We start from the raw sequence: 26,292 nt of genomic DNA, 5'->3' as shown, positions 1-26,292 counted from the left end.
GACCAAAAAATAGTATGCTTGCATAATACTACTGCGGTTTTTACATTTGTGAACAAGGCTTAACTGATATCATTTAGCAGATCAAGACCAATGCGGAAAGAGAAAACGGTTGATTTTCAGATAAAACGGGCCTGGCATTCTATATCGAGAATGTACAATGCTTATGCGGCGCGTTACGACACAACCATGTCGGTGGGCTATGTGCTTTTGAATATTGACATTGAAAACGGTACACCTGCCACCAAGATCGCCCCGCTGCTCGGAATGGAGCCACGAAGCCTCGTCAGGATGCTCAAAACATTGGAAGAGAAGGGATTGATCAAGCGGGAGGTGAGTGAAAATGATAAACGTTTTGTAAGGATTGTACTGACCGAGCTGGGCAAGGAAAAACGCGAGCTGGCCCGGGAAGGCGTCATTTCTTTTAATACAATGGTGAGGGATAAGATACCGCTTGAAAAGCTGGTCACGTTTTTTGATGTAATAAAAGACATTAACAGGCTGGTAGAGGAAGAAAACCAGAGACTTAAAGCCGGCGAAGGCGATGCGGAAGAAGCATTCTGACTTTTGCTGCTATTCTAAAAACCAAAATCTTTAACTGATGAATCGTTCAATCCGTAAAGTAGCTGTGCTGGGTTCCGGCATCATGGGTTCCAGGATCGCCTGTCACTTTGCCAATATCGGTGTGGAAGTGCTTTTGCTTGATATTGTCCCAAAAGAGCTTTCCGAAGCTGAAAAGGCAAAGGGAATTTCTGCTGAGCACCCTGCTTTCAGAAATAAAATTGTTAACGAATCGCTGCAGCAAACGCTTAAGGCAACTCCCGCGTCGCTTTACAGTCCGCCATTTGCCTCCCGCATCAAAACCGGAAATTTTGAAGATAACCTGGCTGATATCAAGAATTATGATTGGGTAATCGAGGTTGTAGTGGAGCGGTTGGACATTAAAAAAAGCCTTTTCGAGAAAGTGGATGCGCTTCGCAAGCCGGGTACCCTCATTACTTCCAACACTTCGGGCATCCCCATCCATTTGATGGCGGAGGGCCGCAGTGAGGATTTCCAAAAGCACTTTTGCGGCACCCACTTCTTCAATCCGCCAAGATACCTTCGCTTGCTCGAAATTATCCCTACCCAACAAACGGATCAGCAGGTAATTGACTTTTTAATGCATTACGGCGATTTGTTTTTAGGTAAAACAACCGTTCTCTGTAAAGATACACCCGGCTTCATTGCCAACCGCCTCGGCATTTACGCACTGATCCAGACGATCCGTGTGGCCGAAGAAATGGGCCTGAGCGTGGATGAAGTGGATAAGCTTACCGGCCCCATCGCCGGTCGCCCTAAATCGGGTACTTACCGGCTTTCCGACGTAGTCGGCCTGGATACCACAGTGCACGTTGCCAACAACTTATACGCTTCGGGAGAAGGAAAAGACGAATCGCGCGACGCATTTGTCCTTCCTTCTGTTATGCAGAAATTATTTGATAACAAATGGTTGGGAGACAAAACCGGCCAGGGATTTTATAAGAAAGTAAAAGACGAAAAAGGCAAGTCTGTAATCCTGGCGCTGGACTTTGAAACTTTGGAATACAAACCTTCCGAAAAGGTAAAGTTTGCCACATTGGAAGGTACCAAGGCGATCAGCGATGTTTGGAAGCGGTTTCCGGTACTGCTCGCCGGCCAGGATAAAGCAGGTGATTTTTACAGAAAAACCTTCGCTGACATTTTCCGCTATGCCACTTTCCGCATTCCTGAAATATCAGACGAGATATTCCGCATTGATCAGGCGATAGCTTCCGGCTTTGGCTGGCAGTATGGTCTGTTTGAAACCTGGGATGCGATCGGGCTGAAAAACATGCTAGGAATCATGGAAAGCCTTGACCAAAAACCTGCCGCCTGGGTGTACGAGATGGTGGAAGCGGGGAATGAATCTTTCTATAAAATAGAGAATGGAAAGCGGCTGTATTATGATATCCAGTCCAGATCTTACCGGAGGATCCCAGGTCAGGACAGCTTTGTAATCCTGAGTAACCTGTCCCAAAACATGGTTTGGAAGAATGCAGGCGCCAACCTGTACGACCTGGGCGACGGAATTCTGAACCTGGAATTCAAATCCAAAATGAATACCATGGGCGCGGAAGTGATCGAGGGCATTCAAAAGGGGATCAGCATTGCAGAAAAAGATTTCCGCGGACTGGTGATCGGCAACGAATCCAGCGAAGCATTTTCAGCTGGCGCAAACCTGGCGATGCTTTTCATGTTTGCGATAGAGCAGGAATTTGACGAGATCAATATGGTAATTGCGCAGTTCCAGCAAACGATGATGCGCGCACGTTACTCGTCTATCCCGGTTGTAACCGCACCGCATACACTTGCGTTGGGTGGCGGCTGCGAGCTCAACTTACATGCAGACAAGATCGTGGCACACGCAGAAACCTACATTGGTCTTGTTGAACTGGGTGTGGGATTAATTCCAGCCGGTGGCGGAACCAAAGAAATGGCATTGCGCTGCTCAGATCTGTATAAAGCGGGGGATCCCGAACTCAATATCCTGCAGACTGCATTTATGAACATTGCGCAGGCCAAAGTATCCACATCGGCGCAGGAGGCACTTGAAATGAACTATCTGCAGGAAAAAGACCAGATCGTACTCAACCGCTCACGGCTCATCGCAGAAGCAAAACAGGCTGCGCTCGACCTGGCGGATAATGGATATACGCAGCCCAAGCAGCGCAATGATATCAAAGTGCAGGGCAAAACCGGAATGGCGCTGTTTATGGCTGGGATCGCACAAATGCGGCTCGCCAATTACATCAGTGACCACGATGCAAAAATTGCTAACAAGCTGGCGTACGTCATCAATGGAGGAGATCTGAGTTATCCTCAGCTAGTTACGGAACAATACCTGCTTGACCTTGAACGCGAAGCGTTCCTTTCACTCTGCGGCGAAAAGAAAACGCTGGAAAGAATGCAGGGACTGCTAAATGGAGGCAAGCCACCGCGTAACTAGCTGCTGCATTCCCGAAATGGAATTATAAGCAGGCGAATTTGTGTTTTTGAATATTAGGATTTTCGCCCAAAAATTCGATATTTAGAATTGATCAACTCAAATCTTTTCTAAAACCATTTAATCTTTGCGCCGATCCCAACCACAAGAAGAGCCTTATAATCAACAATGATTTCGAAAAAAGCCAAATACGCGCTGAAAGCCCTAAAAGTTTTAGCGGAGCAATATGGAAAAGGTCCTGTACTGATATCTTACATTGCAGAGAAGGAGAAAATCCCGAAGAAGTTCCTGGAGGCGATTCTGCTCGACCTGCGCAATAATGGTGTTTTACAAAGTCAAAAAGGAAAAGGCGGCGGATACCTGCTGAGAATGCCGCCGGGAGAAGTCAATTTTTCCAAAGTACTGCGGATTATCGACGGGCCAATCGCACCCGCTTTGTGCGTTTCAATGTTCTTTTATGGTCGTTGTGATGATTGCAAAGACGAAGAAACGTGCAGCCTGCGCACTGTGCTGGAAAGGTGGCGCGACGCTAACCTGGCCGTCCTGGATAAAACAACACTGACGGACCTGCTGCGTGCTGAAAATGCAGGGTCAGAAATTTTACCTTAATACCGCCCGGTCATTGCGGACAAACAGTCGCGTACCGTCGAAGTCTCCGATATACTTGTAATTGTTTTGGACGTAAGTCAATAGCGCAGGGTAGCTTTCAATGCCCTGCGCTTTTTTGTCCTGGACCCAGAAGCTGTTCTTCCCGACGGCATCCAGAATAAATGCAGGTTTGGTACGTTCCAGATCAGACATATACCTCGTGCGGTAAACTTCCCGCATCGGATGTTCGAATATAGATCGCTCAGAATGGTTTTCGGCGGTACCTTGCGCCAGTTGCGCTTCCACGTAATACCGGCATTGCCAGCCCCACACAATCATGTAATCGGCATCGGAACTGTACTTTTTCAGCTCCTTCACAACCGGGCTTTGTGCCAGTGTTGTTGCGTCCACAGAATAAAAGTTATTGACTTTCCTTTCCTTCAAGAAACCCGCTGCATCATTTCCTGCAAACCATAACAAAAACGCAGCAGGAAAAATAAGGGCAAACTTGCTGACTCTCTGAATACCCGCGGCGGCTAGTAAGGTCCAGGGGAGAATGCAGAAGTTGAGGTAATGGATAAAGTCATTTCCGGATTTGGTAACAGCATAAATGCCCGCCAGCAGCAGCAAAAGAATAGTCAGAGAGACAATAAAGCTACTTTCCCTCTTTTTTGCATTAATAATCTCGGCAACACCAACCAATATCGGAAGGATAAGTGCGAAGGTGTAAAATTGAAAATCGGGCGATAAACTGAAAATGCGCCAGAACTGGCGGGGAATACCGAAAAACCCTTTTCCACCCGCGTAAATCGCATTTCCCAACAGGTAAAAATCGATCATATCACTGAAAACGTCGTGAGTCAAAGTCCAGATCAGGGTAATCAATGGAAAGGTAATGCCGCCCAGGAGCAGCAAAATCAGCGGCAGTGTGTCGTGTCGGTTTCTGAACCATTGATATACATAAAACAAGGCTGCGAACACGAGGACAAAAGCTTGCGGAACTGCCTGTAATTTGGCAAACGGAACAGCGCCTGCAACCAACCCGAGTACAAAAGCATTGGTCTTCAAACTTCCATTTTGGACACTGATCCTCGATAGCAGCCAAATGCAGAGCGCCAGAAGAAATACCGGGAATTGCTCACTGGAATAATGAACGAAATCAACTTCCTGCGTAAAAGATAGTAAAACAAGCGGCACGGTCCAGACAAGACGGGCTGTGTTCTCGCCAAACCAGTTTTTTAATGAGAAAAAGAGGAAAAGCAGGGAGCCCGCAGAACAAAGCAGCCCCATCAACCGACCGGAGGTGTAGTTGATCTCGAAGCCAAAGAGGCGAGGGACAACGAGCAGGTAATTATCGAGCGGACCGATAGTAGTACCATCCACCGAGCGCCAGTAAACAGGATCCTGGAACAGTGTGATTGCGTGGCTAAGCATCTGGCTCTCATCCGGATTGAGCTCGCGATTGAACACGATCACGGGCATACGCATCAGAAAAAGCAGCAAGATCCCGAGCAGAACAAATGCGCCGGAAGGCAGCTTTTTATAACCCGCAGATAATACAATCATTCCGGCCAGCAGATAGCCGATCAACCAATAGACTGTCGGGGAATGATCGAAAGTAAACATAGGCGGCTAGCTGATAGTATCTACCTTTTCTACGAAATCCCGGTAATGCACGGCCGGAATGAAGTGTTGCTGCGAACGGTATTGTAATACCATAAACACCAGAAAAAGGGAGATCAGAAATGCCTGCAGCATTAGGATCATCAGGGTACTTCCTAAAGTAGAAGTCCAGCCAGGCGTCGCATTACCTATTAATTTCAGGAACAGGATCACAAAAATGAATGCGATTGCCAGCCCCGACATGAAAATAGAAAAGATCAGAATGCGAACCGCCGTGGTATCGATCATCACAGAAATTGCGCTCAAACCGTGTAAAACGAGGGAAACGAAGTTCATTTTACTTTCGCCCGCAAGTCTTTTTGCACGATTGGTAAGTACAGAATCGTACGGAATGCGTGATTTGATAACCCCACCAGGATAATTGTTCCAGATTTCGGAGACACGCACCAGATTTTGCAGGCGGCTCCGGGGAACAAGACTGAAATTTCCGAAGGTGATAACTTTGCCAGTTAACAGCTTGAATATCAATTTATAAATCACGTAAAAAATCCTAAAAACAGGACCTTCTGTCCGCTTGTTCCTTTCCGCAAAAATGATGTTATCCGGTACTTCGAGCGATTTGCGTACGAGGCTGTTGATATCCGAAGGCGCATCCTCTCCGTCTGCGTCCATTACAATCACCTTATCAGCATTGAGGTTTTCGGCAGCATAAGACAGTCCAATTGCAATTGCCTTCTGGTGCCCGAGGTTACGGTACAGTCGCAAAACTTTGATCTCTTTGCCACCAAACGGCGCAAAGGGAAGTTTCCGCAGCCTGGACGAACAATCGTCGACAACAAGTAAGGTTGTATTTGCCAGAATGGACGTTTCAACGTCGGCATTTATCTTTTGTATCAGCAGGTTCAGCGCCTCCCAGTCGTTGAATTGGGGAATGATGATGACAAAGTTTTCTGACATTGGGGGGAGAAAATAGAAATCTCCGAAGCGGAATGCTCCGGAGATTCAAAAATACAATTAAACCGTTTTTAAGCCCAACCGGGAAGATATACCGTCGTGGATCTGAGTTAAAGTCTCTACAAGACCATACTCCCAGTTCCAATCCGGATAGTGGGACTTGAATTTGGAAAGGTCGCTCACATACCAGATGTGATCGCCGATCCTGTTAGTATCTGAATAAGAGTAAGAGAGCTTGTTTCCGGTGATCTGCTCGCACAATGCAATAGCTTCCAGCATTGAACAGTTAGCAAAACGGCCGCCGCCTGCGTTATATACTTCGCCCGGACGTGGGTTTTGATAAAAATGCCAGAACATATTTACCAGGTCGTGGCTGTGGATATTGTCACGTACCTGCTTGCCTTTGTAACCAAAAATGGTGTAGTGATTGCCGGTAATGGCACATTTCATCAGGTAAGCCAAAAACCCGTGCAGCTGTGCGCCTGAGTGATTCGGGCCCGTCAGACAGCCTCCGCGGAACACGGCAGTTTTCATACCGAAATAGCGGCCGTACTCTTGAACCATGATATCCGCAGCCACTTTCGAAGCACCGAAAATAGAGTGCTTTGTGTGGTCAATGCTATGGTTTTCGTCGATACCGTTCTCGAAATAAGGATGACTTTCGTCGATTTCCCAACGCGTTTCCAGCTCTACGAGTGGCAAATAGTTAGGGTTATCTCCGTAAACCTTGTTTGTTGATGTAAATATAAATACTGCCTCAGGAGCGTGCAGTCTGGTCATTTCAAGCATGTTCAGCGTACCTACCGCATTTACACCGAAATCGGTAAACGGCTCACGGGCTGCCCAGTCGTGGCTTGGTTGTGCAGCTGCGTGAACAATCATTTTAATATCAGAACCGTATTCTTTAAAAATCGGCTCCAGTTCACTTACTTCTCTGATATCTGCTGCATAGTGCTTATAATTTCCGAAAGCTTCCTGGATACGGTTACGGTTCCACTCTGTATTTCCATCAGCTCCGAAAAAGTATTGACGCAGGTTATTGTCAACACCGATGACAAGATCAAATTTGCCAGCCAGAAAAGCAACCGATTCGCTTCCTATTAATCCAGCCGAGCCGGTTACCAAAGCTATATCCATGTTAGTGTATTTTTAATTACTTATTTCTTGATAATACCAGATCTACTTGCCTCGAATACGTAAAGTAAATTAAAAATGTTCAAAATCTCGCAACATCGGTTATCGAATGGGCGGCCGCAAACAGGCTATCCGTAAGGACCGATATTGAAAATATTCAATACAGGATCAAAAAAAAGATATCCCCGCATTGGCAGGGATATCTCTATATAATTTAACAGAAATGCTGTTATTGTTTCACTACAGAACTAGTGATTCCACCGTAAAGCTTTGCTCTGATGTTATTTACACGCGTATCAAGCTCAGGGTCCGCTTCGTATTTGTATGACATCTGGCGTGGCAATGAGTCCGGACTTACACCGTAAACGTATTCATTTCCGGTATTCAGATCCTTTTGCTCAATGTGGTTATACTTCTGGTATTCGCAGGAAGTAAGCAAAGCCGCACAAGCTACAAATGCAACAATTCTATATAGTTTCATTTCTTTGACAGTTCAATTGTATTACGCGCAAAAATAGCGGCCATTTTTATAACCACCAAATCGTTGATAAACGGATTGTTATTTTTTTAGCGCTTCCAGTTCGTTGCTGACAAACTGCATCAGCTCGGTGATATTCTTCTCCGAAAAATCGAAAGGAACATTCGCTGCCTGATATATTTCGCCGATTGTGGCCGTGTAGCCGAGTTTCAGCGCATCAAGATACCCTTTGAGCCCTGCCTCCGGATTTTCACGGTAGTTTTTCCAAACGCCGATCGCGCCGAGCTGCGCAATTCCGTATTCGATATAATAGAAAGGAACTTCGTAAATGTGCAACTGACGTTGCCAAAGATATTTTTTGAAGTTTTCAAGCCCGGTCCAGTCCATTATCGAGTCCGTAAATTCTTCATAAATCCTGACCCAGACAGCCTGACGTTCCGTTGCTGTATGTGCTGGATTTTCATACATCCAATGCTGGAACTTGTCTACCGTAGCCACCCACGGCAGCGTTTCGATGATAGATTCAAGATGCTGGATTTTTGCCCTTTTCAAATCATGCTCATTCTCGAAGAACTCGTCCCAGAAATCCATCGTAATCAGCTCCATTGACATCGAAGCCAGTTCCGCCACTTCGGAAGGAGTATGTTTGAATGAATTCAAGGGCAGATCGCGGGTTACAAATGAATGCACTGCATGGCCGCCTTCGTGGAGCAACGTAACCATATCGCGCAGATTGGAAGTTGCATTCATAAATATGAAAGGCACCCCAATCTCATCGAGCGGATAATTATAGCCTCCCGGCGCTTTTCCTTTCCGCGATTCCAGATCGAGGTGGTTCATAGCCTTCATTACTTTCAGGCAATTTCCCAGGAATGGATCAAGACGGGTAAAGCAGCGGATTGTTTTGTCCAAAAGCTCCTCTCCTGTTGCAAATGGTTTCAACGGCGGCAAACCTTTCGGATCTACTTTGGTATCCCACGGACGAAGCGAATCAACCTGCAGGGAAGCTTTTCTGGCACCTGCCATGGTATTCAGCAGGGGTACCACGGCTTTTTTGACGGAACCGTGGAAGTTGAAGCAATCCTCTGGCGTGTAATCAAAGCGGCCCATTGCAGCGAACATATAATCGCGGTAGTTGTCAAAACCGGCATTCTGCCCGACTTTGTTACGCAGCGTAATCAGCGAATTCAGCAGTTCGTCCAATTTATCATGATCCTGATACCGCCGCTCGCTGATGGCGCGCCAGGCTTCTTCGCGGATCACACGATCTGTGGATTGCAGCCGGTCTGATGCTTTTTGCAAAGTCATTTCCTCCCCGTCGAGTGTGACCGTCATAGCTCCTGCAATTGCGCCATACTTTCTCTCTTCGGTCTGCATTTCGGTGATAAGCGGGATATTTTCATCGCGGAAAATCTCGATCGCTTTCTTCATTCCCCTTAATGTGATCTCAAACCCGGGTTCTGTCAGCTCGTTCAGGAAAGGACTATCTACCACTTTTTTGTCTAAAGCATTGCCGTATTCCGCCAGCTTGGGCTGGATTTCTGTTATAAAAAACTGCAATGCATTAATCAGCCCGGTGTTAGCAGTATCGCAGGTTTGCCGGATATAGCGCCATGCAAAGTTTTCAGATAAGTAGGATTCTATTTCACTGCGGTCTGAAAACCATTGTTTCAAATCTTCTGCCGAGTTGATCTCACGGTTTTTAAGATTCTCAAAAAAGGGCTGAACATCATTCCAGCTCTTTAAATCAAACTCTTCGCCGATAAAAACCCGGCCCGCCCGGGTTGGTATATGTACTGTTTCCTGTTCAATCATGATTTTATAATAGTGGTAATACTTATCGTTTAACGCGTAGTCTTATAAGAAAGACCGCGACCTGATTTTCTTTATTGTAATTGTCGTAAAATGATCATAAAGCTCATCCGTGCGCTCATTCAGAAGTTTGATCAGAATTTTAGTAACTGCTTCTGTTTCAAGAAAATGGTATCTAAGAAAAATGACGCTAATGCCGGATATATGATGTGCATAAACCCACTCCCCAAAATCCTTATCTTCCGTTAAAATTATTCTGGGAGGGTTCCTCGAAAATTCAATGATCTCTTCGTCCAGAAATCCTCTGTTTGATTCATAAATAGAATATACCTCAAAGCCTTCATTTCTGATTGCCTCAATCACGCTGTGATCGATATTTTCGTCGGCCAGGATCACGAGGCAATTTCCAGACTTTCTTCGTTGGCGACCAACTCAGCTGCATATTGGAGGACTGCCTGAATAGATTCCTGATTCAGAGCAGGGTACATTTCCAACAGCTGGTTCATAGTAACTCCTTCCCCCAGCTTCCGCAAAATGAGCTCAACGGACAAGCGCGTACCTTTAATAACAGGTTTCCCAAGCATAACCCTATGATCGGAAACAATAAATGCTTTATAGTTCATGACCTCAACTTTTGTCGTTCGATAAAATAACAAAATTCCTACAACTTCGTCTCCGTTGGCTGGGTTACATCGCTCAGGTTGTCTGTTACAACATTCTCTGTTTCCCTGATGTTCTCAAATGCATAATTCATTTTATCCCTGTCAAACTCCTTTTCATTATTCGCCAGCCAGATCGTCGCGACGCCGTTTCCGATGAAATTGGTAATCGCTCGGGCTTCGGACATGAAACGGTCAACTCCCAGCAGCAATGCAAGTCCTTCAACCGGAATAACCTTAATTGCCGTCAATGTCGACGCAAGTACCACAAAGCCACTTCCTGTTACACCAGCTGCGCCTTTTGACGTAACCATCAAAATCCCGATCAATGAAAGTATCTGTCCGAAAGTCAGGTGTACATTAAATACCTGCGCCAGAAAGATCGTCGCCATGGAAAGGTATATCGTTGTACCGTCGAGATTAAAGGAGTAACCTGCCGGCACCACCAGTCCAACCACCGGTTTGGAGCAGCCCATCCGTTCCAGCTTGACCATCAAAGAAGGCAATGCGGCTTCCGACGACGATGTGCCGAGCACAATCAGCAGCTCCTCGCGAATGTATTTCAGGTAAGACCAGAGATTGACTTTGTACATTCTCAAAACCAGGCTAAGTACCCCGAAAATGAAAATTGCCATTGTTGCATAAACCGTCCCCATTAACTTGGCAAGCGGCAGCAGCGTATCGATCCCATATTTTCCGATAGTGTAAGCCATTCCGCCGAATGCGCCGATCGGTGCGAAAATCATCACCAGGTGCAATGCCCGGAAAACATATTTTGATATAAAATTCAGCCAGTGAATGACCTTATCCTTTCCTGAATACTTGCTCAGCACAGTTCCCAGAACAAGCGAGAACAGCAAAACCTGCAAGGTAACGTTGTCGAGAAAGAATTGCAGCCAGCTGAAATCGCCGACCTTATTTGCATAAACCGAAATGTCCCCTTTTTGCAAGTTACTTGTAACAACTCCCTTTCCCGGCTGGATAATATTGGCAACAACCACACCAACAACAAGTGCGAGCGTTGTAACTACCTCAAAGTAAATGAGCGCTTTGGCACCCACTTTGCCCACTTTTTTCAAGTCGCCCATTCCGATAATTCCGAGCGTAATTGTCAGGAAAATGATCGGATTGATAAAGATCTTGACGATCTGGATAAAGCCTTTGCCCAAAAACTCCATCTCAACTCCCTGCGCCGGATAATAGTGTCCGAGCAAAGCCCCCGCCGTAATGGCGGTAAGTACCCAGAAGGTAAGATTGGTAAATAATTTTTTCAAGATTAGCAGGATATAAGAGTTAGGAACAGATTAATCAGGCACAAAGCAGGTAAACAGACAATTGCGCATTTGATGAATTTACAATAATAAAGATTGCAGCTGCCGATTTAGTCGCGGGTAAGTCTTTTTTTTCTTGACTATTTATACTTGGTCTAAATTAATGCCATATATTTGCGCCTGACCATTCCGGTAAGTGCATTCAGAAGGATGTTCCGGAGAAACAAGAGGCTATGCGCTACGGATTTATCAAAAGATTAAGTGTCTTCATTCTATTAGCCATTTACACGATATCCAATGTAAATGCGGGGCGCATTGTCTCTACCAATGGGACATTAAGTGAAATCCTCGTCGGCCTGGGATTGGAAAAACAGATCGTCGGCGTGGATGTAACCAGCACATTCCCAGCGCCTCTTGACAAAATCCCGAAGATCGGACATAACCGCACAATTGCCGCAGAAGGTATCCTCTCGCTAAATCCCGACATTATCGTTTACACCAACCAAAGTATGATACCACCTGCTGTTCTGAAACAGCTGGGGAGTTCAGGAAAAAAGCTGGTGGAATTCAGGCACGAGTATACCAAAGAAGGTGCAATCAACCTGATCAGGGAAGTGGGCGCTTATTTCAATACAAAGCCGCAGGCAGAGAAAATGGTGAAGGCGCTGGAAAATGACCTTGCCAGGATCAAGGCAACGAAGTTGCCGAAAAAATTGCTGTTTATATACGCCCGAGGCACGGGCACATTGATGGTTTCAGGAACCGGCACCTCGCTCGACAAGATGTTCCTGCTAACCGGCCACAAAAATGCAGTGCAGGGATTTACCGACTTCAAACCTCTCACCGCTGAGTCGCTGATTACCGCAAACCCGGATGTGCTCGTCTTGTTTTCAAGTGGTCTGGAAAGTTTGGAAGGAATAGAAGGACTTTTGAAAGTCCCTGGAATTGCCAATACCAATGCAGGAAAAAACAGAAAAATAGTCACAATGGACGGACAGTTCCTTACCGGCTTCGGACCGAGGCTCGGTAAAGCTGCATTGGAACTGTCGCAAAAAGTTAACTAAGTGTTATGCTGGCCGAGATCGTCAAAGAACCTGATACAGAAAAGCCAGCCGCAGAAGAGCGGCTCATCCTGCCGTCTTCGACCGGGAAAATGGCCTGGATACTGGGTTTGATACTGCTTGCCAGCATTATTTTCTCCGCCTGTACCGGCGCGCTTTCCATTTCAATGAAGGAGCTGACCGAAATAGTTGCATTGAAGATGGGCTTGATCCGGGAAACTTCTGTGGAAGAGCAAAAATCCATCGTTTTCTGGGTAATCCGCCTGCCCAGGGTTTGTCTGGCTGTGCTGATTGGCGCCGGGCTGGGGATTGCCGGCGCTTCCCTGCAAGGGCTTTTCCGAAACCCGATCGCAGACTCCACGCTCATTGGTGTTACCTCCGGCGCTTCCCTTTTTGCAGTATTTGTGCTGATGCTCAATGTCAAATACCTCGGAATGCTCAATGAGCTCGCGGGTGTTTACAGCATTTCATTTGTCTCATTTCTTGGCGCGGCATTTACCACATTTCTTGTATATCAATTGTCAAAAGTCGCGGGCGAAGGCGGCGTAACCACACTCCTGCTTTGCGGGATTGCGATCAATGCATTTGTTGGCGCGATTACGGGATTAATGACTTACCTGGCCGATGATCAGCAGCTACGCAGCATTACATTCTGGAACCTCGGCAGCCTCGGCGGCGCTACGTGGACTTCCGTGCTGGCGGTAGCGCCATTTGTAGGTATCTCTGTTTTATTTATGCCCTACCTATCCAAAGCATTGAACCTGCTGGTTTTAGGAGAAAGCCAGGCCGCCAGTCTGGGCGTGGACATGAAATTGCTTAAAAGAAAAGTGATTATCCTTGCAACAATGGGCGTCGGCGCCTCTGTGGCAGTAGCTGGCACAATCGGCTTTGTGGGACTTGTTGTCCCTCACATTATACGCACAACTTTCGGCCCCAATCATAAAACGCTCATCATCGGTTCTGCGATAGCGGGGGCTATTGTACTCACCCTCGCCGACACGCTGTCGAGAACCATCGTAGCGCCTTCTGAGCTGCCCATCGGGATACTTACCTCGCTACTGGGTACCCCGTTTTTCATTTATATTCTTTGGGACCAAAAACGAAAAAGGCTATGATGGAGATCAATCAGGTGGGCTTTGAAGTGCGCGGCCGCAGGCTTCTACATAATGTAAGCTTTTCGGTAAATCCGGGCGAGTTCTGGGCCATTGTCGGTGCAAATGGTGCCGGCAAATCGACATTGATCAAGCTGTTGTCCTCGGAGCTAACACCTGCTGCAGGCAATATCATATTCAGGGGAAAAGATCTTGGAAAGTACAAGTTGCGTGAACTGGCGCGGCAACGGGCGGTACTTACCCAGCATAATTCAATCGCATTGTCATTTACCGTGCAAGAAATTGTTTTAATGGGCAGATACCCTTTCTATGACTCCCAACCTTCACAGCGGGACCTGGCGATTGTAGATATGTGTCTGAAAAAAGTAGGGATAGCGCATTTAAAATCGCGTTTATACCCGACACTTTCCGGTGGCGAGCAGCAGCGGGTGCAGGTATCCCGCGCATTGGCTCAGATATGGGAAGTGGAAAACGGACTTTTACTGCTCGATGAACCAACAACCGGAATGGACCTGCTGCATCAGTTTGAAACTTTTCAGCTGGCGAAAGAAATGACGGCAAAAGGTTTTGCGGTAGTTGCCGTAATCCACGATCTCAATCAGGCTTTGCAGTACGCAGACAAAGTTTTAATGCTCAAAAACGGCGAAAGCTTTGCAACGGGCGCACCAGGCGAAGTATTAAATGAAAAGTATATCAAAGCTGCATTCGGATTACCCGTGCAGCTTATACAGGCTGAAAACCTGCCATTCCCGATTATTGTGCCGCACGCGGCATCGGTTTTACCGGGTATTCCTCAAATCTAAATATCACTCTAACAATACAAGACTATGAAATCAACCCTTTCACCAGACAGAACTGAGCTCAAAGAACGTTGGGAAGAATTTAAGGCAATTAATCCCAAAACCAGAATCCGCGACGCTGCAAAGCAGTTGAATACCAGTGAGGCCGAGCTTGTAGCGACCGGAATAGGCGAAACTGCGACTTTGCTGGACGGTGATTTCAGGGAGCTGATCAAAGAAGTTGGTTCACTCGGACACGTAATGGCACTTACGCGCAATGATCACGTGGTGCATGAGCGAAAGGGTATTTATGAAAAAATATCATTCAATAACCACGTTGGGCTTGTTCTGGGCGAGGATATTGATCTCAGGCTCTTCCTGGGTGATTGGAAATTTGGCTTTGCCGTTTCGGAAAATGACAGGCATAGTCTGCAATTCTTCAACAGCTTTGGTGAGGCAACACATAAAATTTACCTGACCGAAAAGAGTAATAAGGAAGCTTATCATGCGCTTGTAACGAAATACACGGCTGCTGATCAGGAAGTTAATTTGATAGTTTCACCAAAACCTGAGAAAAGCGCGGAACCAGAAACCGCGCCGGACATTGATGTTGCCGCATTTCAGTCTGAGTGGCTGGCCCTGAAAGACACGCACGATTTCTTCACATTGTTGCGCAAATACAAACTCTCGCGCAAACAGGCGCTGCGGCTCGCGCCCGAGGGTTACGCCTTCCGGATCACACCGGCAAGTATGAAACCCGTGTTCGACGCAGTTTCAGAAACAGGACTTCCCATTATGGTTTTTGTTTCAAACCCTAATTGCATTCAGATCCACACCGGAACGATCAATAAGATTTTTGTAATGGGTCCCTGGCTCAACATCATGGACCCGGAGTTCAACCTGCATTTACGGGAAGACGCCATAGACGAAGCCTGGATTGTGCGCAAGCCGACAGAAGACGGTATTGTTACGGGCATTGAACTGATCGACAAAGAGGGTGTGATGTTCAACCAATTTTTTGGGAAAAGAAAACCGGGCATACCTGAGTTAAAGGAATGGCCGGAGCTGCTGGAACGTGCCGTGACTAAGTTAAACTAAGCTCAGTCAAATGATTTCAAGATAAAATTTCGCCATAGTAGTGAAGAAAACCGGTTTCGATTCGAGCCGGTTTTTTTGTTTATAATGAAATTAAATGGATTATCAAAGAATAAAATATTTGCTAAGTTTCTTTACACCATAAATTCTTAATAAACTGTAAATTAGGTTTTTATGTATAATTTTTTGTAAACTTTTTTAAATAATATGAAGCCGGATTTTCTTACATTTGAGTACTTCAAAATATTTTCCACTATACTCAAAATCATAAATGGAAACAATTCAGTCCTCGCAATCTGAAAGGACCTACACGTCCGAAGAAGCCTACCAGGCTTCCCTTCAATACTTTAAAGGCGACGATCTGGCGGCCCGGGTTTGGGTTACTAAATACGCATTAAAGGATTCTTACGGCGCGATTTACGAGGCTACACCCGACGATATGCACCGCCGCATTGCCAGGGAGATTGCAAGAATTGAACACAAATACGCAAACCCGCTTAGTGAGGATGAGATCTTTGACCTCATTAAAGATTTTAAATACATCATTCCACAGGGCAGTCCGATGACAGGCATTGGTAACCCGTATCAGATCGCTTCCCTTTCCAACTGTTTCGTGATCGGAAATAATGGCGCTGCTGATTCTTACGGCGGTATTATGAAGATTGACCAGGAGCAGGTTCAGCTGATGAAACGGCGCGGTGGCGTGGGCCACGACTTGTCGCACATTCGCCCGAAAGGCTCGCCTGTCAAAAATTCGGCACTTACTTCCACGGGTATCGTGCCTTTTATGGAGCGGTTTTCAAATTCAACACGGGAAGTAGCGCAAGATGGCCGCCGGGGCGCATTGATGCTTTCAGTGGCAATCCGCCACCCGGATTCAGAAGACTTTATTGACGCGAAAATGACGCAGGGCAAGGTAACCGGCGCCAACGTTTCTGTGCGGATTGATGATGATTTCATGAAAGCCGTAGAGTCGCAATCCACTTACAGACAGCAATATCCGGTAAAAAGTACCACGCCGACACACATCAAAGATATTGACGCGACAGCACTCTGGAAGAAAATCGTGCATAATGCGTGGCAGTCTGCCGAGCCCGGCATTTTGTTCTGGGATACCATTACCCGCGAGTCTGTTCCGGATTGTTATGCTGATCTGGGCTACGAAACTGTTTCAACCAATCCTTGCGGTGAAATCCCATTGTGCCCCTACGATTCGTGCCGCCTGCTCGCGATTAATCTGTTTTCTTACGTTGAAAATCCATTTACCGACGCAGCAAGTTTCAACTGGGCTTTGTTCAAAAAACACATTGCCGCCGCCCAGCGCATGATGGATGATATCATCGATCTTGAACTTGAAAAAATCGACGCGATTATACAAAAGATTGACGCAGATCCGGAAAGTGAGGAAGTTAAGCTGGTAGAGAAAAACCTGTGGCTGAACATTCAGAAAAAGGCGCAGGAAGGTCGCAGGACAGGTATTGGTATCACAGCTGAGGGAGATATGCTGGCTGCATTGGGCTTGCGGTATGGAAGCGATGCGGGCAATGATTTTGCGGTTGAAATTCACAAAACTGTTGCATTGGAAGCTTACCGTGCCTCTGTACACACTGCGAGAGAGCGTGGCGCATTTGCCATTTTTGATTCGGAGCGGGAGAAAAACAATCCTTTTATACTGCGCCTGAAAGCGGCGGATGCGCAGCTTTACTATGAAATGCTTGAATACGGCCGCAGAAACATCGCACTGCTTACCATTGCACCGACGGGAACCACGAGTCTGATGTCGCAAACCACTTCGGGTATTGAGCCTGTGTTCCTGCCCGTTTACAAACGGAGGAGAAAAGTCAACCCAAACGATAAAGATGTGCGGGTGGATTTTGTGGATGAAGTTGGTGATTCCTGGGAAGAATACGTCGTTTTTCATCATCGGTTTAAAGAATGGATGCAAATCAACGGCCACGATTTAACAAAAAATTATTCTCAGAAAGAGCTTGATGATCTTGTTAAAAAATCACCTTACTACAAAGCAACCAGCAACGATGTAGATTATCTTAAAAAGGTAAAAATGCAGGGTGCAATCCAGCAGTGGGTTGATCATTCAATTAGTGTGACGATCAACATGCCGAATGATGTAACCGAGGAGCTGGTGGGCGAATGCTACATGGAAGCCTGGAAAGCGGGCTGTAAAGGAGTTACCGTTTACAGGGATGGATCAAGATCCGGTGTTTTGATTTCAAATGAGGAGAAAAAAGAAGATAAATCTGCCGACTCTCCTGCGCCATTCCCTACCGAAAGGCCACAAACCCTGGAAGCGGATGTGGTGCGTTTTCAAAACAAGAAAGACAAATGGATCGCATTTATCGGAACAATCGACGGCCGGCCTTACGAGATCTTCACCGGTTTCGCCGACGATGAGGATGGTATCCTGATCCCGCGCTGGGTTAATGATGGTTATATTATCAAAAACCGCGAAAGCGACGGTACTTCCAGATACGACTTTCAATACAAAAACACGAGGGGCTATAAAACGACGATCGAAGGTCTTTCATACAAGTTTAACCCGGAATACTGGAATTATGCGAAGCTTATTTCCAGCACTTTGCGCCACGGAATGCCGATTGAAAAAGTAGTGGACCTGATTGGTAGCTTACAGCTGGATGAAGCAATTAACACCTGGAAAGCGGGAGTAGCGAGGGCTTTAAAACGGTACATTCCGGACGGAACAGAAGCTGGAAAGCAAAAATGCCAGAACTGTAATTCGACCAACCTCCAATACCAGGAAGGCTGCCTGACCTGCAAAGATTGCGGCTCTTCGAAATGTGGATAGAGGGCTTTCGGCCGTCAGTTTTCGGCTATCAGACCTGGAATCGAAACATCCAGTCTGATAGCCGAAAGCCGATAGCCGAAGTACTAAATATTATCTTCTACAACACCTAAATAGTTGAATGGACTCAGCGCCCTCAGTTCTTCCCTGATTTTTTCTGAAACGTCGAGCGTTTCAATGAAACGGGAAATGGAGTCGCGGGTGATTTTTTCGTTGGTGCGGGTTAGTTCTTTTAATGCTTCGTAAGGTTTTGGATAACTCTCGCGACGTAAGATAGTCTGGATTGCTTCGGACACAACGGCCCAGTTATCTTCCAGATCTGCTTTAAGCATTTCTCCATTCAATTCCACTTTACCCAATCCCTTCAGCAAGGAATTCAAGGCAATTGCCAAATGCGCCAGCGGGACACCGATATTCCGCAAAACAGTAGAATCCGTTAGGTCACGCTGCAAACGCGAAATTGGCAATTTGGAAGCAAAGTGTTCAAACAATGCCGAAGCCAGACCCAGGTTACCTTCCGAATTTTCAAAATCGATCGGGTTCACCTTATGCGGCATCGCCGACGAGCCCACTTCACCAGCCTTAATCTTCTGCTTGAAATAACCCATGGAAATGTAAGTCCACATATCCCGGTTAAGGTCCGTCAAAATCGTATTAAGCCTCTTGAGACAGTCGAAAGTAGCTGCAAGGTTATCATAATGCTCGATCTGCGTCGTGTGCCTGCTTCTTTTCAGGCCTAAACCTTCCACGAAATGATTGGCAAACGCCATCCAGTCCTGTTTTGGGTAAGCCACATGGTGCGCATTGAAATTACCTGTCGCCCCGCCGAACTTAGCCGATGCAGGGATTTTGTCGAGCATTTCCAATTGCCGCTCCAACCTCTCCACAAAAACCAGGAATTCCTTACCTACGCGTGTCGGAGAAGCCGGCTGACCATGCGTGAATGCAAGCATCGGCACGTTTTTCCACTCAATGGACATTCTTTTCAATACAAATAAAACCTGACGGAACAGCGGCTTGATCTGGCGCTCCAATGCATCCCGCAATGAAAGCGGAATAGCGGTATTGTTGATATCCTGAGATGTAAGACCAAAATGGATAAACTCCTGGTAAGCAGCAATTCCCAAAGTTTCGAATTGCTCCTTGATAAAGTACTCAACCGCTTTTACATCGTGGTTGGTCACTTTCTCGATATCCTTGATATGTAGTGCATCCTGCTCACTGAAATCCTCATAGATTTTGCGCAGCGATGGATATTTCTTTTTGTCAAACTCTGAAAGCTGGGGGAGCGGCAACTCGCATAATGCGATGAAGTATTCTATTTCAACAAATACCCGGTAATAGATGAGGGCGTACTCAGAGAAATAAGTCGATAGTTCTGATACCTGTTTGTAGTAACGGCCATCAACTGGAGAGATCGCTGTGAGTTGATTTAAAGACATGATTTTCAATACAGAAATTGATTATCGCGCAAAGTTAGTGGAATTCGTCGTGGGAAAATGGTAAAAAGGACACGAAATATTCTTTTTGGGATCAGAGACAGATTATATAAAACTATTCGCATATTTCGCGGTCTAAACCTTTTTACCTCATTTCTATGCAGCCTTCACCCTTTGTTGGAGAATTAGTCGGAACTATGATTCTCATTTTACTTGGTAACGGCGTTGTGGCCAATGTGATCTTGAAAAGTACAAAGGGTGCAAATGCAGGTTGGATTGTGATCACAGCCGGCTGGGGTTTCGCGGTAATGATCGGGATTTTCACTGCCAATGCATTCGGAAGTGCAGCTGCACACCTTAATCCCGCAGTAACAGTTGGCCTGGCTGTTTTGAAAAACGATTACAGCCTGGTTGCCAGCTACATTCCGGCACAGCTTATCGGCGCATTTCTGGGTGCAATACTTGTGTGGCTGCAATACCTGCCGCATTGGAAAGTAACCGAAGACGCAGGTACCAAACTCGCCTGCTTCGCCACAGATCCTGCACTGCGATCCACAGGGCCTAACTTTATCAGTGAATTTATCGCAACGATCATACTGATTATCGGCGTAGTCGCAATCGGTTACGCGGGCACTTCTGATCCTGAAAAAGGCGGAATTCCATCGGGCGTAACGCCCTATCTCGTCGGAATGCTGGTGTGGAGCATCGGACTTTCATTGGGAGGAACAACAGGCTACGCTATCAACCCGGTGCGTGATCTGGGACCAAGGATTGCGCATGCCATATTACCTATCCCAAACAAAGGCAGCTCCGACTGGGGCTACGCCTGGATTCCAGTTGTCGCGCCCATTGCCGGAGCTGTCATAGGAGGCTTGATCCTCCGTTCTTTTTCGTTTTAAGCCACTCAGTCTACCTTGATCTTGCCGCCGCCGGAATAGCTCCGATATTCGCCACGGTACATAGCGTCGGCCGCCGCCGGACCAACTGTAAAGTTGCCTTTTGACACAATCCTTACCTGATAATAGAAGGTTTTAGGCTGCTTGTCCGCTGTCGTGAAGAAGTGAATCCTGTCATCGCGGATATCGTAGTATTCGGGTACAGATGCATCTTTGATCCAGGGCATGTCGCGCGGCTCGGTAATGCGCGGGTTTTCTATCTCAAACCCGGCAGGCAACAAATCAGTTACCACTACATTATCGATCGGTAACCCATTTGTACTGCTCAAAGTAAGCTTTACCACAACCAGGTCGTTTTGATGAAAAGCATCAACGGGTGTTCCATTGCGGGTCAGGAATTGGCGACGAATGCGCATTCCCTGGTCTTCCTCCGTATAAGTACCCGTTGCCGACATTCCTTCCGTTTGCGCAAACCAATACAGATCGCCTTTTCCCTGCGTTTTGATCAAAACCTTCTGACCTGTTACTCCTTTCGATATTTTCAGCTCTTTACCATTAAAAGTCCCCACTTGTTTATTCCCCGCAAAAACAGATGCAGTTACTGTTGAACCCGCACTTTTCCTCGCCAGCTTGCCTAATGCAAGTACAGTAAAAGCAGCCTCCTGCGTATTGAGGTAAGATGCTGATTGAACAGCCTGCGATAACTGTCGACCCAGTGCCGGGATTTGAAGATTACCCGGATCAGCTTCCAGCAATGTGTTCAATACGAGCGACATGTTCCGGAGTGGGGAGGAGTAACTATCATCCAAACCTTGTCCCGCTTGCTCAGGAACATATTTCTTTGGTACTAATGCAGCAAAACTACGTGCGTCTCCCGCCAGTTGGAAAGCTGCGGCCAGCAGGTATTTGGAATCGGTGGTCAGGAGCCGGGCATTCTGCTTGTAATAATTCATTGAAGGGCGATTCGGATTTCCATTCAATGCGAGTACATACAGGGAGTAAATCGCTTCACGCCGCGCTACCAGCTTGCGCGTTTGCGTGCCGGTCGGCCGACCTTCATAAGCCAGCCCGTCTCCCGTAGATGCAATTACTACTTCCTTGTTTGCCGTTGTTCCGGATTGCATTTTCAGATATTCCAGCGCGCGGCTCACGGTTTTTGGATTAACCTCAAACCCTGCCCTTCTTGCTTCTTCCAGAAAGTGCACGGCATAGGCAGTAGCCCACCAATCTTCCTGCGTCGCGCCCGGCCACATTCCCATTCCGCCATTGTAAAGCTGCTGCGATTCAACCTTTCTAATCGCCTGCTGAATATTGGTCATGGGGTTAAAATCACTTTCCATATTCCGCACCATGTACACCGGTGCCGCCATTGCTTTGACAAGATCGGCAAAGTATAGCTGCGGGAATGCTTTTGAAATCGTTTGTTCCAGACAACCATAAGGGTAGCCGAGCAGCGTCGAGAGCGCCTTCCCGCCGCCCTGTACAAGCGGCGACCGGCTCAGCACAATCTGGCTGCGGCTTGTGGCAGGAATAAAAGATGAGCTCAGATCGACCAATCCTTGCTTTTCACCCGTTATCAGGCCGGATTTGCTTGTTTTCAAAAGTGGTGAAGCGGGGCGGATTGTCACTTCCGTCTCATTGACGAAAGTTTCACCGAATGCATTCACCTTTACCGTCAGCTTTGCCAGTCCGATTGCCTGCGCGGCTTTCACCGAAAATATAGCCCTGCTCTCCTTACCTGCGGGTACTGAGACCGTTTGCACAGGCTGGGCACCAGCCGACAGCGGGCCCTGCAACTGCAAAGTCACGGTTGCATTCGCAGCTGCTTTGGTCGTGTTACTGATATTTACCGGCAGCATAAGCTCGTCGCTCGGACTGAAAAACCGTGGTACGGCTGCGCTGATCACAATCGGATCTGCCACTTTCATATTCTTCGCCGCCGAGCCAAACGCATTGTCTTTGTATGCAACCGCCATTACCCGCAAGTCGCCGCTGAATTGAGGCACATCAATGTTGAAATTAGCTTCGCCGCTTCCATTGGCCGTAATGATTTTACTCCAGAAAGAAACCAGCTCAGTCCTTCCATTACTCAGCGGATTAATCCTTTTTTCAAGGTCAAAACCATCCCCCCCGAAACTGGACTTACTTAATGAAAGCTCAGGGAACAATTGCGCATATAAATCATGGCTGGTTACTTCCAGTGCCCTTTTTTGATAAAAATGATTATAAATGTCAGGCGTTTTAAAATTCTTGATCTGCAATATCCCTTCATCCACAACTGACACCGTGACTTGTGCATTGGGAGCGGTCTTAATCCTGATCTGCTGCCGGACTTTCGAACGTGAGCTTTCAGCTACTGAAATGGAAACCGGCAGCTTTCGGTCGGGATCTTCCACTACCACAGGTGTGAAACCGTGCGCAACGGTCAGCGGCATATCAGAATCCTCCATTTTGCGGATCAGCGTGGCTGTAACAAACACATTCGGTAAATGTTCATCCTTGATTTTAAAGGTAAGTTCTGCTGCTTTTTTGTCGGTAGTAAGGATATGCTGTTCCAAAACCTGATTGCGCTCCACGGTTACAAGCAACCGGCCGTCGAAAGGTGTTTTGAACAGCACTTTCGCCTCCTCACCTGTTTTATAAACTGCTTTGTCGGTTTCCATCAAAACCCTCCCTTCATTGCTTACCTCAAATGAGGAGTACTGCGTATTCCCGTAACCATAAGCATAAAAGCTGGCTAGCGTATAGTGCTCTGCCCCAGGCCTTTTTACTCTTACTTCATATTCACCTGAAACAGTGGGCGCATACCGGAAAGTAGCCTTCCCACCAGGCAAACGCATTGTATTGGAATAAACGAGCTTTTCCTTTTTTCGGGAGGTGTACCGCAGCTGTTCATATTTTTTCTCTACCACAGTCTGGTATTCCAGTCTCACCACCTCCACATTTACACTACTTCCATTTTGCAGCTGCCCCTTTCCATTTACCCCTACGATTTCCACCTGGACGGGCGCATTGGTACCCACGTAGGTATCAGGCAGGCGGATGCCATAAAACACAGGTTGGGTAAATACGTCGAACCGCTGCATGCGATTTACGGGCCTGCCATTTTCATCAAAAACAGTCACGTAAATTTTCCCTTCCAGCACACCTATGTCTTTCAGCCCGGCACCTAATACAAAGTTTTCGCTTGCCTGGCCATTCTCATTGGTACTACCCTGCCGGGTTTCTTTTGCAAATGACGTTTCAGCGGGTATATCGAATGTGTATTCAGGAAATCCTTTTGCAAAAAAGCTCTTTCGTGAAAGCTGCGACTCCATTTCGTAAGTACGGTTTGCCGCAAGCGGACCAAACAAATTGACGGCTGTGGCTGTAAGCGAAACGGTACTTCCGGAAACATATTCCTTCTTTGCGCCACTCAGGTCAACCTTGATCCGGTCGGGCATAAATTCTTCCAGACTTATTGAATGCGAGCCGAGCAGAATATCATTGGCATTATAAACTTCCAAAACGTAAGTTCCGGTTAATGCAGCCCTGTCCATTTGCACTTCAGTCTCTACAGCACCCTGCTCATTGGTTGTCTTCCGCCAGGTCCGGTATTCACGTCCATTGGGTGTAACCATCCGCATTTTCAGCGGGATTTTACTTGCGGTCTGCCAATTCTGGCTGCGAAGTACCGTGTTGAAGTACATCGTTTCGCCTGGCCGGTAGATATCCCGCTGACCGTATGTAAAAGCCTGGAAACCTGATGCATTATCCCGCATACCCTCCACTTCAAACCGGGAAGTTTCTACCTGGGTATCACTCAGCATCAGGTAATTGAAATCATCTTCCGCACTGGCAGTCAGCAATGCAACCTTTAATCCAGGTGCCTTTTCATTCAGTTTATCTACGTGTGCAACTCCTTTACTGTCAGTTTTAAGAGTGTGTATAGTCTGGTTATTCGAACTGATTAATGTGACTTCAAGGTTGGCGATCGGTTCATTGGATTGGATGGAATTGGCAAACACCCAGATTTCATCCTTTCCCTGCTTGGCGATCAAACCGATGTCAGAAATGGAGACCAGCTTGGTAACGCTCAGGTAAGCTTCGTTCGTGGAACGTACTGTTACGAGATAAACTCCGTGCCGTTTATTTTCGTCTGGCAATGCAATGTTGAGCGCAGTTACTCCCTTGCTTTTGGGTAAATTTTCGGTATCCACATTCTTCATTACCAATACATCGCTCATATTGCCTTCCCCATCATCGGTATACTGGAAAGCACCCGTCTCCTGCCAAGTATCGCCCACTTCATCGTATTCTTTCCAGCGGTTCTGGCGTATGTAGTTGAGGATATTATTGGTATATAGCTTTGAAATGCGCACCTGAACCTGAGGTATGTTTACGATCTGAACACCAATATTTTTCGAGCCTTTGCCTGGCAGGTATAACGCCTTTTTATTAGTAAATGAGACAGCTGCCGGAAGTTTTCCAAAAAACACGTCTCGGGAAGTCTCTTCCTCCAAACTACGTCCAAGTACACCTTTTAAGTTTTTGTTAACCAGCAAAGTGTAAGTCTCCGTTTCACTAAAATCACCTCTTACGATAAACCCATTTGCAGTAGGTTCAAACTGCTTAACCGTGTCTGGATTGATAGAAAACCCTTTGGAGATACTCTCTTTATCCAGCTCGTGAGATGTGATGACGCGCGCGTAGCCTGCATTGTTTTCAAAGCCTGTCTGGATATCGATTACCTGCAGGTGCAGCGGAGAAGGCAGGTTGGCATTGGTTACCATTGGCTCTTTACTTACGTGTGTTCCATTCAGGATCTTTACCCCTGAATTGACGGTCAGTTTCACCGGAATTGCATTATTATCGGTCTTCCCCGTCCGGGCGAGCGCCACTGTTACTTCCTGTTCGCTGGAAGAAGGCAGTATCCTGAAATCTGTATTGGTATTGTCAACCGTGACCTGCAACTTCTGTGCTACTTCCTGGCTGTTGACAGGATAGTTGAAAACCAGCTTCATGCGGGCTTCCTGCCTGCCGCTTTCCTGCGAAATAGCCCACCAGCTTTCGGTGGCCGACAAGCTCAGCGAAGGTGTGTGAAAATCGAGCGGCTCTTTTGCGATTTCATACTTCTTGTCCTCTTCCACTTTACGCGTAAGCAGGTTTGTCAGCTTTGCTTTGTAAGAAGTGGCTGCGCTAAATCCTGCAACGGGCGAAAACACCAGTTCATTTTCTGCAGTCCATTTGAATTTACCTTTTACAGCAGGTTCAAATTGAATGTATTGCGTTGAATCCCAGTCATTCAGGTCAGCCAGCGGCACCAAATCCTTGTTGAATGTAAAAACAAGGTTTTGAGAAAGGTTGATCTCGTCTCCAAAGTTGGTACCGGCAACCCTCACTTCGTTCAGTGAGGAGCAACTATCAAAAAGTAAGGCAAAGAGAGAAAGAAAAATGAATGAGGACAGGAAGTTTTTTTTCATAAGAGCATATAAAAAAACGGATGATCTTTTATGTAAGAATCACCCGTCTAATTTAACGTATATCGGTTAATCGGCTTGAACTTTCTGGCTCAAATGATTTAAAGGAT

At 46.7% G+C, this 26,292-nt stretch carries 19 protein-coding genes; 9 read left to right on the top strand and 10 right to left on the bottom strand.

Annotated elements, in window-relative coordinates; genetic code table 11:
* Nucleotides 1-90: 90 nt before the first annotated feature.
* From ASG33_RS22140 to ASG33_RS22130, 3 genes are all read left to right on the top strand, one after another.
* The gene (locus ASG33_RS22140) at nt 91-561 is read left to right on the top strand and encodes a MarR family winged helix-turn-helix transcriptional regulator (RefSeq protein ID WP_056290875.1); all 471 of its coding nucleotides are present in this window, start codon (nt 91-93) and stop codon (nt 559-561) included.
* A gap of 37 nt (nt 562-598) precedes the next feature.
* Complete coding sequence (locus ASG33_RS22135) at nt 599-3,004, top strand: 3-hydroxyacyl-CoA dehydrogenase/enoyl-CoA hydratase family protein (protein WP_056290873.1); 2,406 nt, start codon at nt 599-601, stop codon at nt 3,002-3,004.
* A 165-nt stretch (nt 3,005-3,169) separates the two neighbouring features.
* Nucleotides 3,170-3,610, top strand: coding sequence for an Rrf2 family transcriptional regulator (locus ASG33_RS22130; protein ID WP_056290871.1), 441 nt, complete (start codon nt 3,170-3,172; stop codon nt 3,608-3,610).
* On the opposite strand, the gene ASG33_RS22125 is transcribed toward ASG33_RS22130, so the two are convergent.
* From ASG33_RS22125 to dctA, 8 genes are all read right to left on the bottom strand, one after another.
* On the bottom strand, nt 3,602-5,215 hold the full coding sequence (locus ASG33_RS22125) for a hypothetical protein (RefSeq protein WP_056290869.1): 1,614 nt from the start codon (nt 5,213-5,215) through the stop codon (nt 3,602-3,604). The two genes, ASG33_RS22130 and ASG33_RS22125, sit on opposite strands and share 9 nt — an antisense overlap.
* Nucleotides 5,216-5,221: 6 nt before the next feature.
* The gene (locus ASG33_RS22120) at nt 5,222-6,169 is read right to left on the bottom strand and encodes a glycosyltransferase (RefSeq protein WP_056290867.1); all 948 of its coding nucleotides are present in this window, start codon (nt 6,167-6,169) and stop codon (nt 5,222-5,224) included.
* Nucleotides 6,170-6,226: 57 nt separating this feature from the next.
* Entirely contained in the window at nt 6,227-7,303 is a 1,077-nt protein-coding gene (locus tag ASG33_RS22115; RefSeq protein ID WP_056290864.1) for an NAD-dependent epimerase/dehydratase family protein, read from the bottom strand.
* Nucleotides 7,304-7,529: 226 nt separating this feature from the next.
* Nucleotides 7,530-7,781, bottom strand: coding sequence for a hypothetical protein (locus ASG33_RS22110; RefSeq protein WP_056290861.1), 252 nt, complete (start codon nt 7,779-7,781; stop codon nt 7,530-7,532).
* 78 nt (nt 7,782-7,859) lie between these two features.
* Nucleotides 7,860-9,593, bottom strand: a complete 1,734-nt coding sequence (locus ASG33_RS22105; RefSeq protein WP_056290859.1) for a M3 family oligoendopeptidase — start codon at nt 9,591-9,593, stop codon at nt 7,860-7,862.
* A 42-nt stretch (nt 9,594-9,635) separates the two neighbouring features.
* Complete coding sequence (locus ASG33_RS26320; RefSeq protein WP_056290858.1) at nt 9,636-9,986, bottom strand: DUF5615 family PIN-like protein; 351 nt, start codon at nt 9,984-9,986, stop codon at nt 9,636-9,638.
* Complete coding sequence (locus ASG33_RS22095; protein ID WP_056290856.1) at nt 9,983-10,213, bottom strand: DUF433 domain-containing protein; 231 nt, start codon at nt 10,211-10,213, stop codon at nt 9,983-9,985. Before ASG33_RS22095 ends, ASG33_RS26320 begins: the two co-directional genes overlap by 4 nt.
* Before the next feature lie 38 nt (nt 10,214-10,251).
* Nucleotides 10,252-11,523, bottom strand: a complete 1,272-nt coding sequence (gene dctA, locus ASG33_RS22090) for a C4-dicarboxylate transporter DctA (protein WP_056290853.1) — start codon at nt 11,521-11,523, stop codon at nt 10,252-10,254.
* A gap of 230 nt (nt 11,524-11,753) precedes the next feature.
* Between dctA and ASG33_RS22085 the strand changes: the two genes are divergently transcribed.
* From ASG33_RS22085 to ASG33_RS22065, 5 genes are all read left to right on the top strand, one after another.
* Complete coding sequence (locus ASG33_RS22085; RefSeq protein WP_056290851.1) at nt 11,754-12,584, top strand: hemin ABC transporter substrate-binding protein; 831 nt, start codon at nt 11,754-11,756, stop codon at nt 12,582-12,584.
* 5 nt (nt 12,585-12,589) lie between these two features.
* Entirely contained in the window at nt 12,590-13,696 is a 1,107-nt protein-coding gene (locus ASG33_RS22080) for an iron ABC transporter permease (protein ID WP_056290849.1), read from the top strand.
* Entirely contained in the window at nt 13,693-14,496 is an 804-nt protein-coding gene (locus ASG33_RS22075) for a heme ABC transporter ATP-binding protein (protein WP_056290847.1), read from the top strand. The genes ASG33_RS22080 and ASG33_RS22075 overlap by 4 nt, the downstream gene beginning before the upstream one ends.
* Nucleotides 14,497-14,520: 24 nt before the next feature.
* A complete protein-coding gene (locus ASG33_RS22070; RefSeq protein ID WP_056290844.1) occupies nt 14,521-15,570 on the top strand; it encodes a hemin-degrading factor in 1,050 nt (349 codons plus the stop codon).
* Nucleotides 15,571-15,838: 268 nt separating this feature from the next.
* On the top strand, nt 15,839-18,391 hold the full coding sequence (locus ASG33_RS22065) for an adenosylcobalamin-dependent ribonucleoside-diphosphate reductase (RefSeq protein ID WP_056290843.1): 2,553 nt from the start codon (nt 15,839-15,841) through the stop codon (nt 18,389-18,391).
* Between the two features lie 83 nt (nt 18,392-18,474).
* Here the strand turns inward: ASG33_RS22065 and purB are convergent, their stop codons facing one another.
* A complete protein-coding gene (gene purB / locus ASG33_RS22060) occupies nt 18,475-19,830 on the bottom strand; it encodes an adenylosuccinate lyase (RefSeq protein WP_056290841.1) in 1,356 nt (451 codons plus the stop codon).
* 155 nt (nt 19,831-19,985) lie between these two features.
* On the opposite strand from purB, the gene ASG33_RS22055 reads away from it, so the two are divergent.
* On the top strand, nt 19,986-20,726 hold the full coding sequence (locus ASG33_RS22055) for an MIP/aquaporin family protein (RefSeq protein WP_056290839.1): 741 nt from the start codon (nt 19,986-19,988) through the stop codon (nt 20,724-20,726).
* Between the two features lie 5 nt (nt 20,727-20,731).
* Here the strand turns inward: ASG33_RS22055 and ASG33_RS22050 are convergent, their stop codons facing one another.
* Complete coding sequence (locus ASG33_RS22050) at nt 20,732-26,185, bottom strand: alpha-2-macroglobulin (RefSeq protein ID WP_056290837.1); 5,454 nt, start codon at nt 26,183-26,185, stop codon at nt 20,732-20,734.
* Between the last annotated feature and the right edge of the window lie 107 nt (nt 26,186-26,292).

It is taken from the genome of Dyadobacter sp. Leaf189, from assembly GCF_001424405.1.
GTDB lineage: Bacteria > Bacteroidota > Bacteroidia > Cytophagales > Spirosomataceae > Dyadobacter.
This window is presented reverse-complemented; position numbering and strand designations above follow the sequence as displayed.

What these genes read in the sequence shown, in the direction of transcription:
- ASG33_RS22120 (WP_056290867.1), bottom strand. Translation starts at nt 6,169, where the DNA reads ATGTCAGAAAACTTTGTCATCATCATTCCCCAATTCAACGACTGGGAG.
- ASG33_RS22050 (WP_056290837.1), bottom strand. Translation starts at nt 26,185, where the DNA reads ATGAAAAAAAACTTCCTGTCCTCATTCATTTTTCTTTCTCTCTTTGCC.
- ASG33_RS22070 (WP_056290844.1), top strand. Translation starts at nt 14,521, where the DNA reads ATGAAATCAACCCTTTCACCAGACAGAACTGAGCTCAAAGAACGTTGG.
- ASG33_RS22130 (WP_056290871.1), top strand. Translation starts at nt 3,170, where the DNA reads ATGATTTCGAAAAAAGCCAAATACGCGCTGAAAGCCCTAAAAGTTTTA.
- ASG33_RS22140 (WP_056290875.1), top strand. Translation starts at nt 91, where the DNA reads ATGCGGAAAGAGAAAACGGTTGATTTTCAGATAAAACGGGCCTGGCAT.
- purB (WP_056290841.1), bottom strand. Translation starts at nt 19,830, where the DNA reads ATGTCTTTAAATCAACTCACAGCGATCTCTCCAGTTGATGGCCGTTAC.
- ASG33_RS22080 (WP_056290849.1), top strand. Translation starts at nt 12,590, where the DNA reads ATGCTGGCCGAGATCGTCAAAGAACCTGATACAGAAAAGCCAGCCGCA.
- ASG33_RS22085 (WP_056290851.1), top strand. Translation starts at nt 11,754, where the DNA reads ATGCGCTACGGATTTATCAAAAGATTAAGTGTCTTCATTCTATTAGCC.
- ASG33_RS22065 (WP_056290843.1), top strand. Translation starts at nt 15,839, where the DNA reads ATGGAAACAATTCAGTCCTCGCAATCTGAAAGGACCTACACGTCCGAA.
- ASG33_RS22055 (WP_056290839.1), top strand. Translation starts at nt 19,986, where the DNA reads ATGCAGCCTTCACCCTTTGTTGGAGAATTAGTCGGAACTATGATTCTC.
- ASG33_RS22095 (WP_056290856.1), bottom strand. Translation starts at nt 10,213, where the DNA reads ATGAACTATAAAGCATTTATTGTTTCCGATCATAGGGTTATGCTTGGG.
- ASG33_RS22110 (WP_056290861.1), bottom strand. Translation starts at nt 7,781, where the DNA reads ATGAAACTATATAGAATTGTTGCATTTGTAGCTTGTGCGGCTTTGCTT.
- ASG33_RS22135 (WP_056290873.1), top strand. Translation starts at nt 599, where the DNA reads ATGAATCGTTCAATCCGTAAAGTAGCTGTGCTGGGTTCCGGCATCATG.
- ASG33_RS22125 (WP_056290869.1), bottom strand. Translation starts at nt 5,215, where the DNA reads ATGTTTACTTTCGATCATTCCCCGACAGTCTATTGGTTGATCGGCTAT.
- ASG33_RS22075 (WP_056290847.1), top strand. Translation starts at nt 13,693, where the DNA reads ATGATGGAGATCAATCAGGTGGGCTTTGAAGTGCGCGGCCGCAGGCTT.
- ASG33_RS22105 (WP_056290859.1), bottom strand. Translation starts at nt 9,593, where the DNA reads ATGATTGAACAGGAAACAGTACATATACCAACCCGGGCGGGCCGGGTT.
- ASG33_RS22115 (WP_056290864.1), bottom strand. Translation starts at nt 7,303, where the DNA reads ATGGATATAGCTTTGGTAACCGGCTCGGCTGGATTAATAGGAAGCGAA.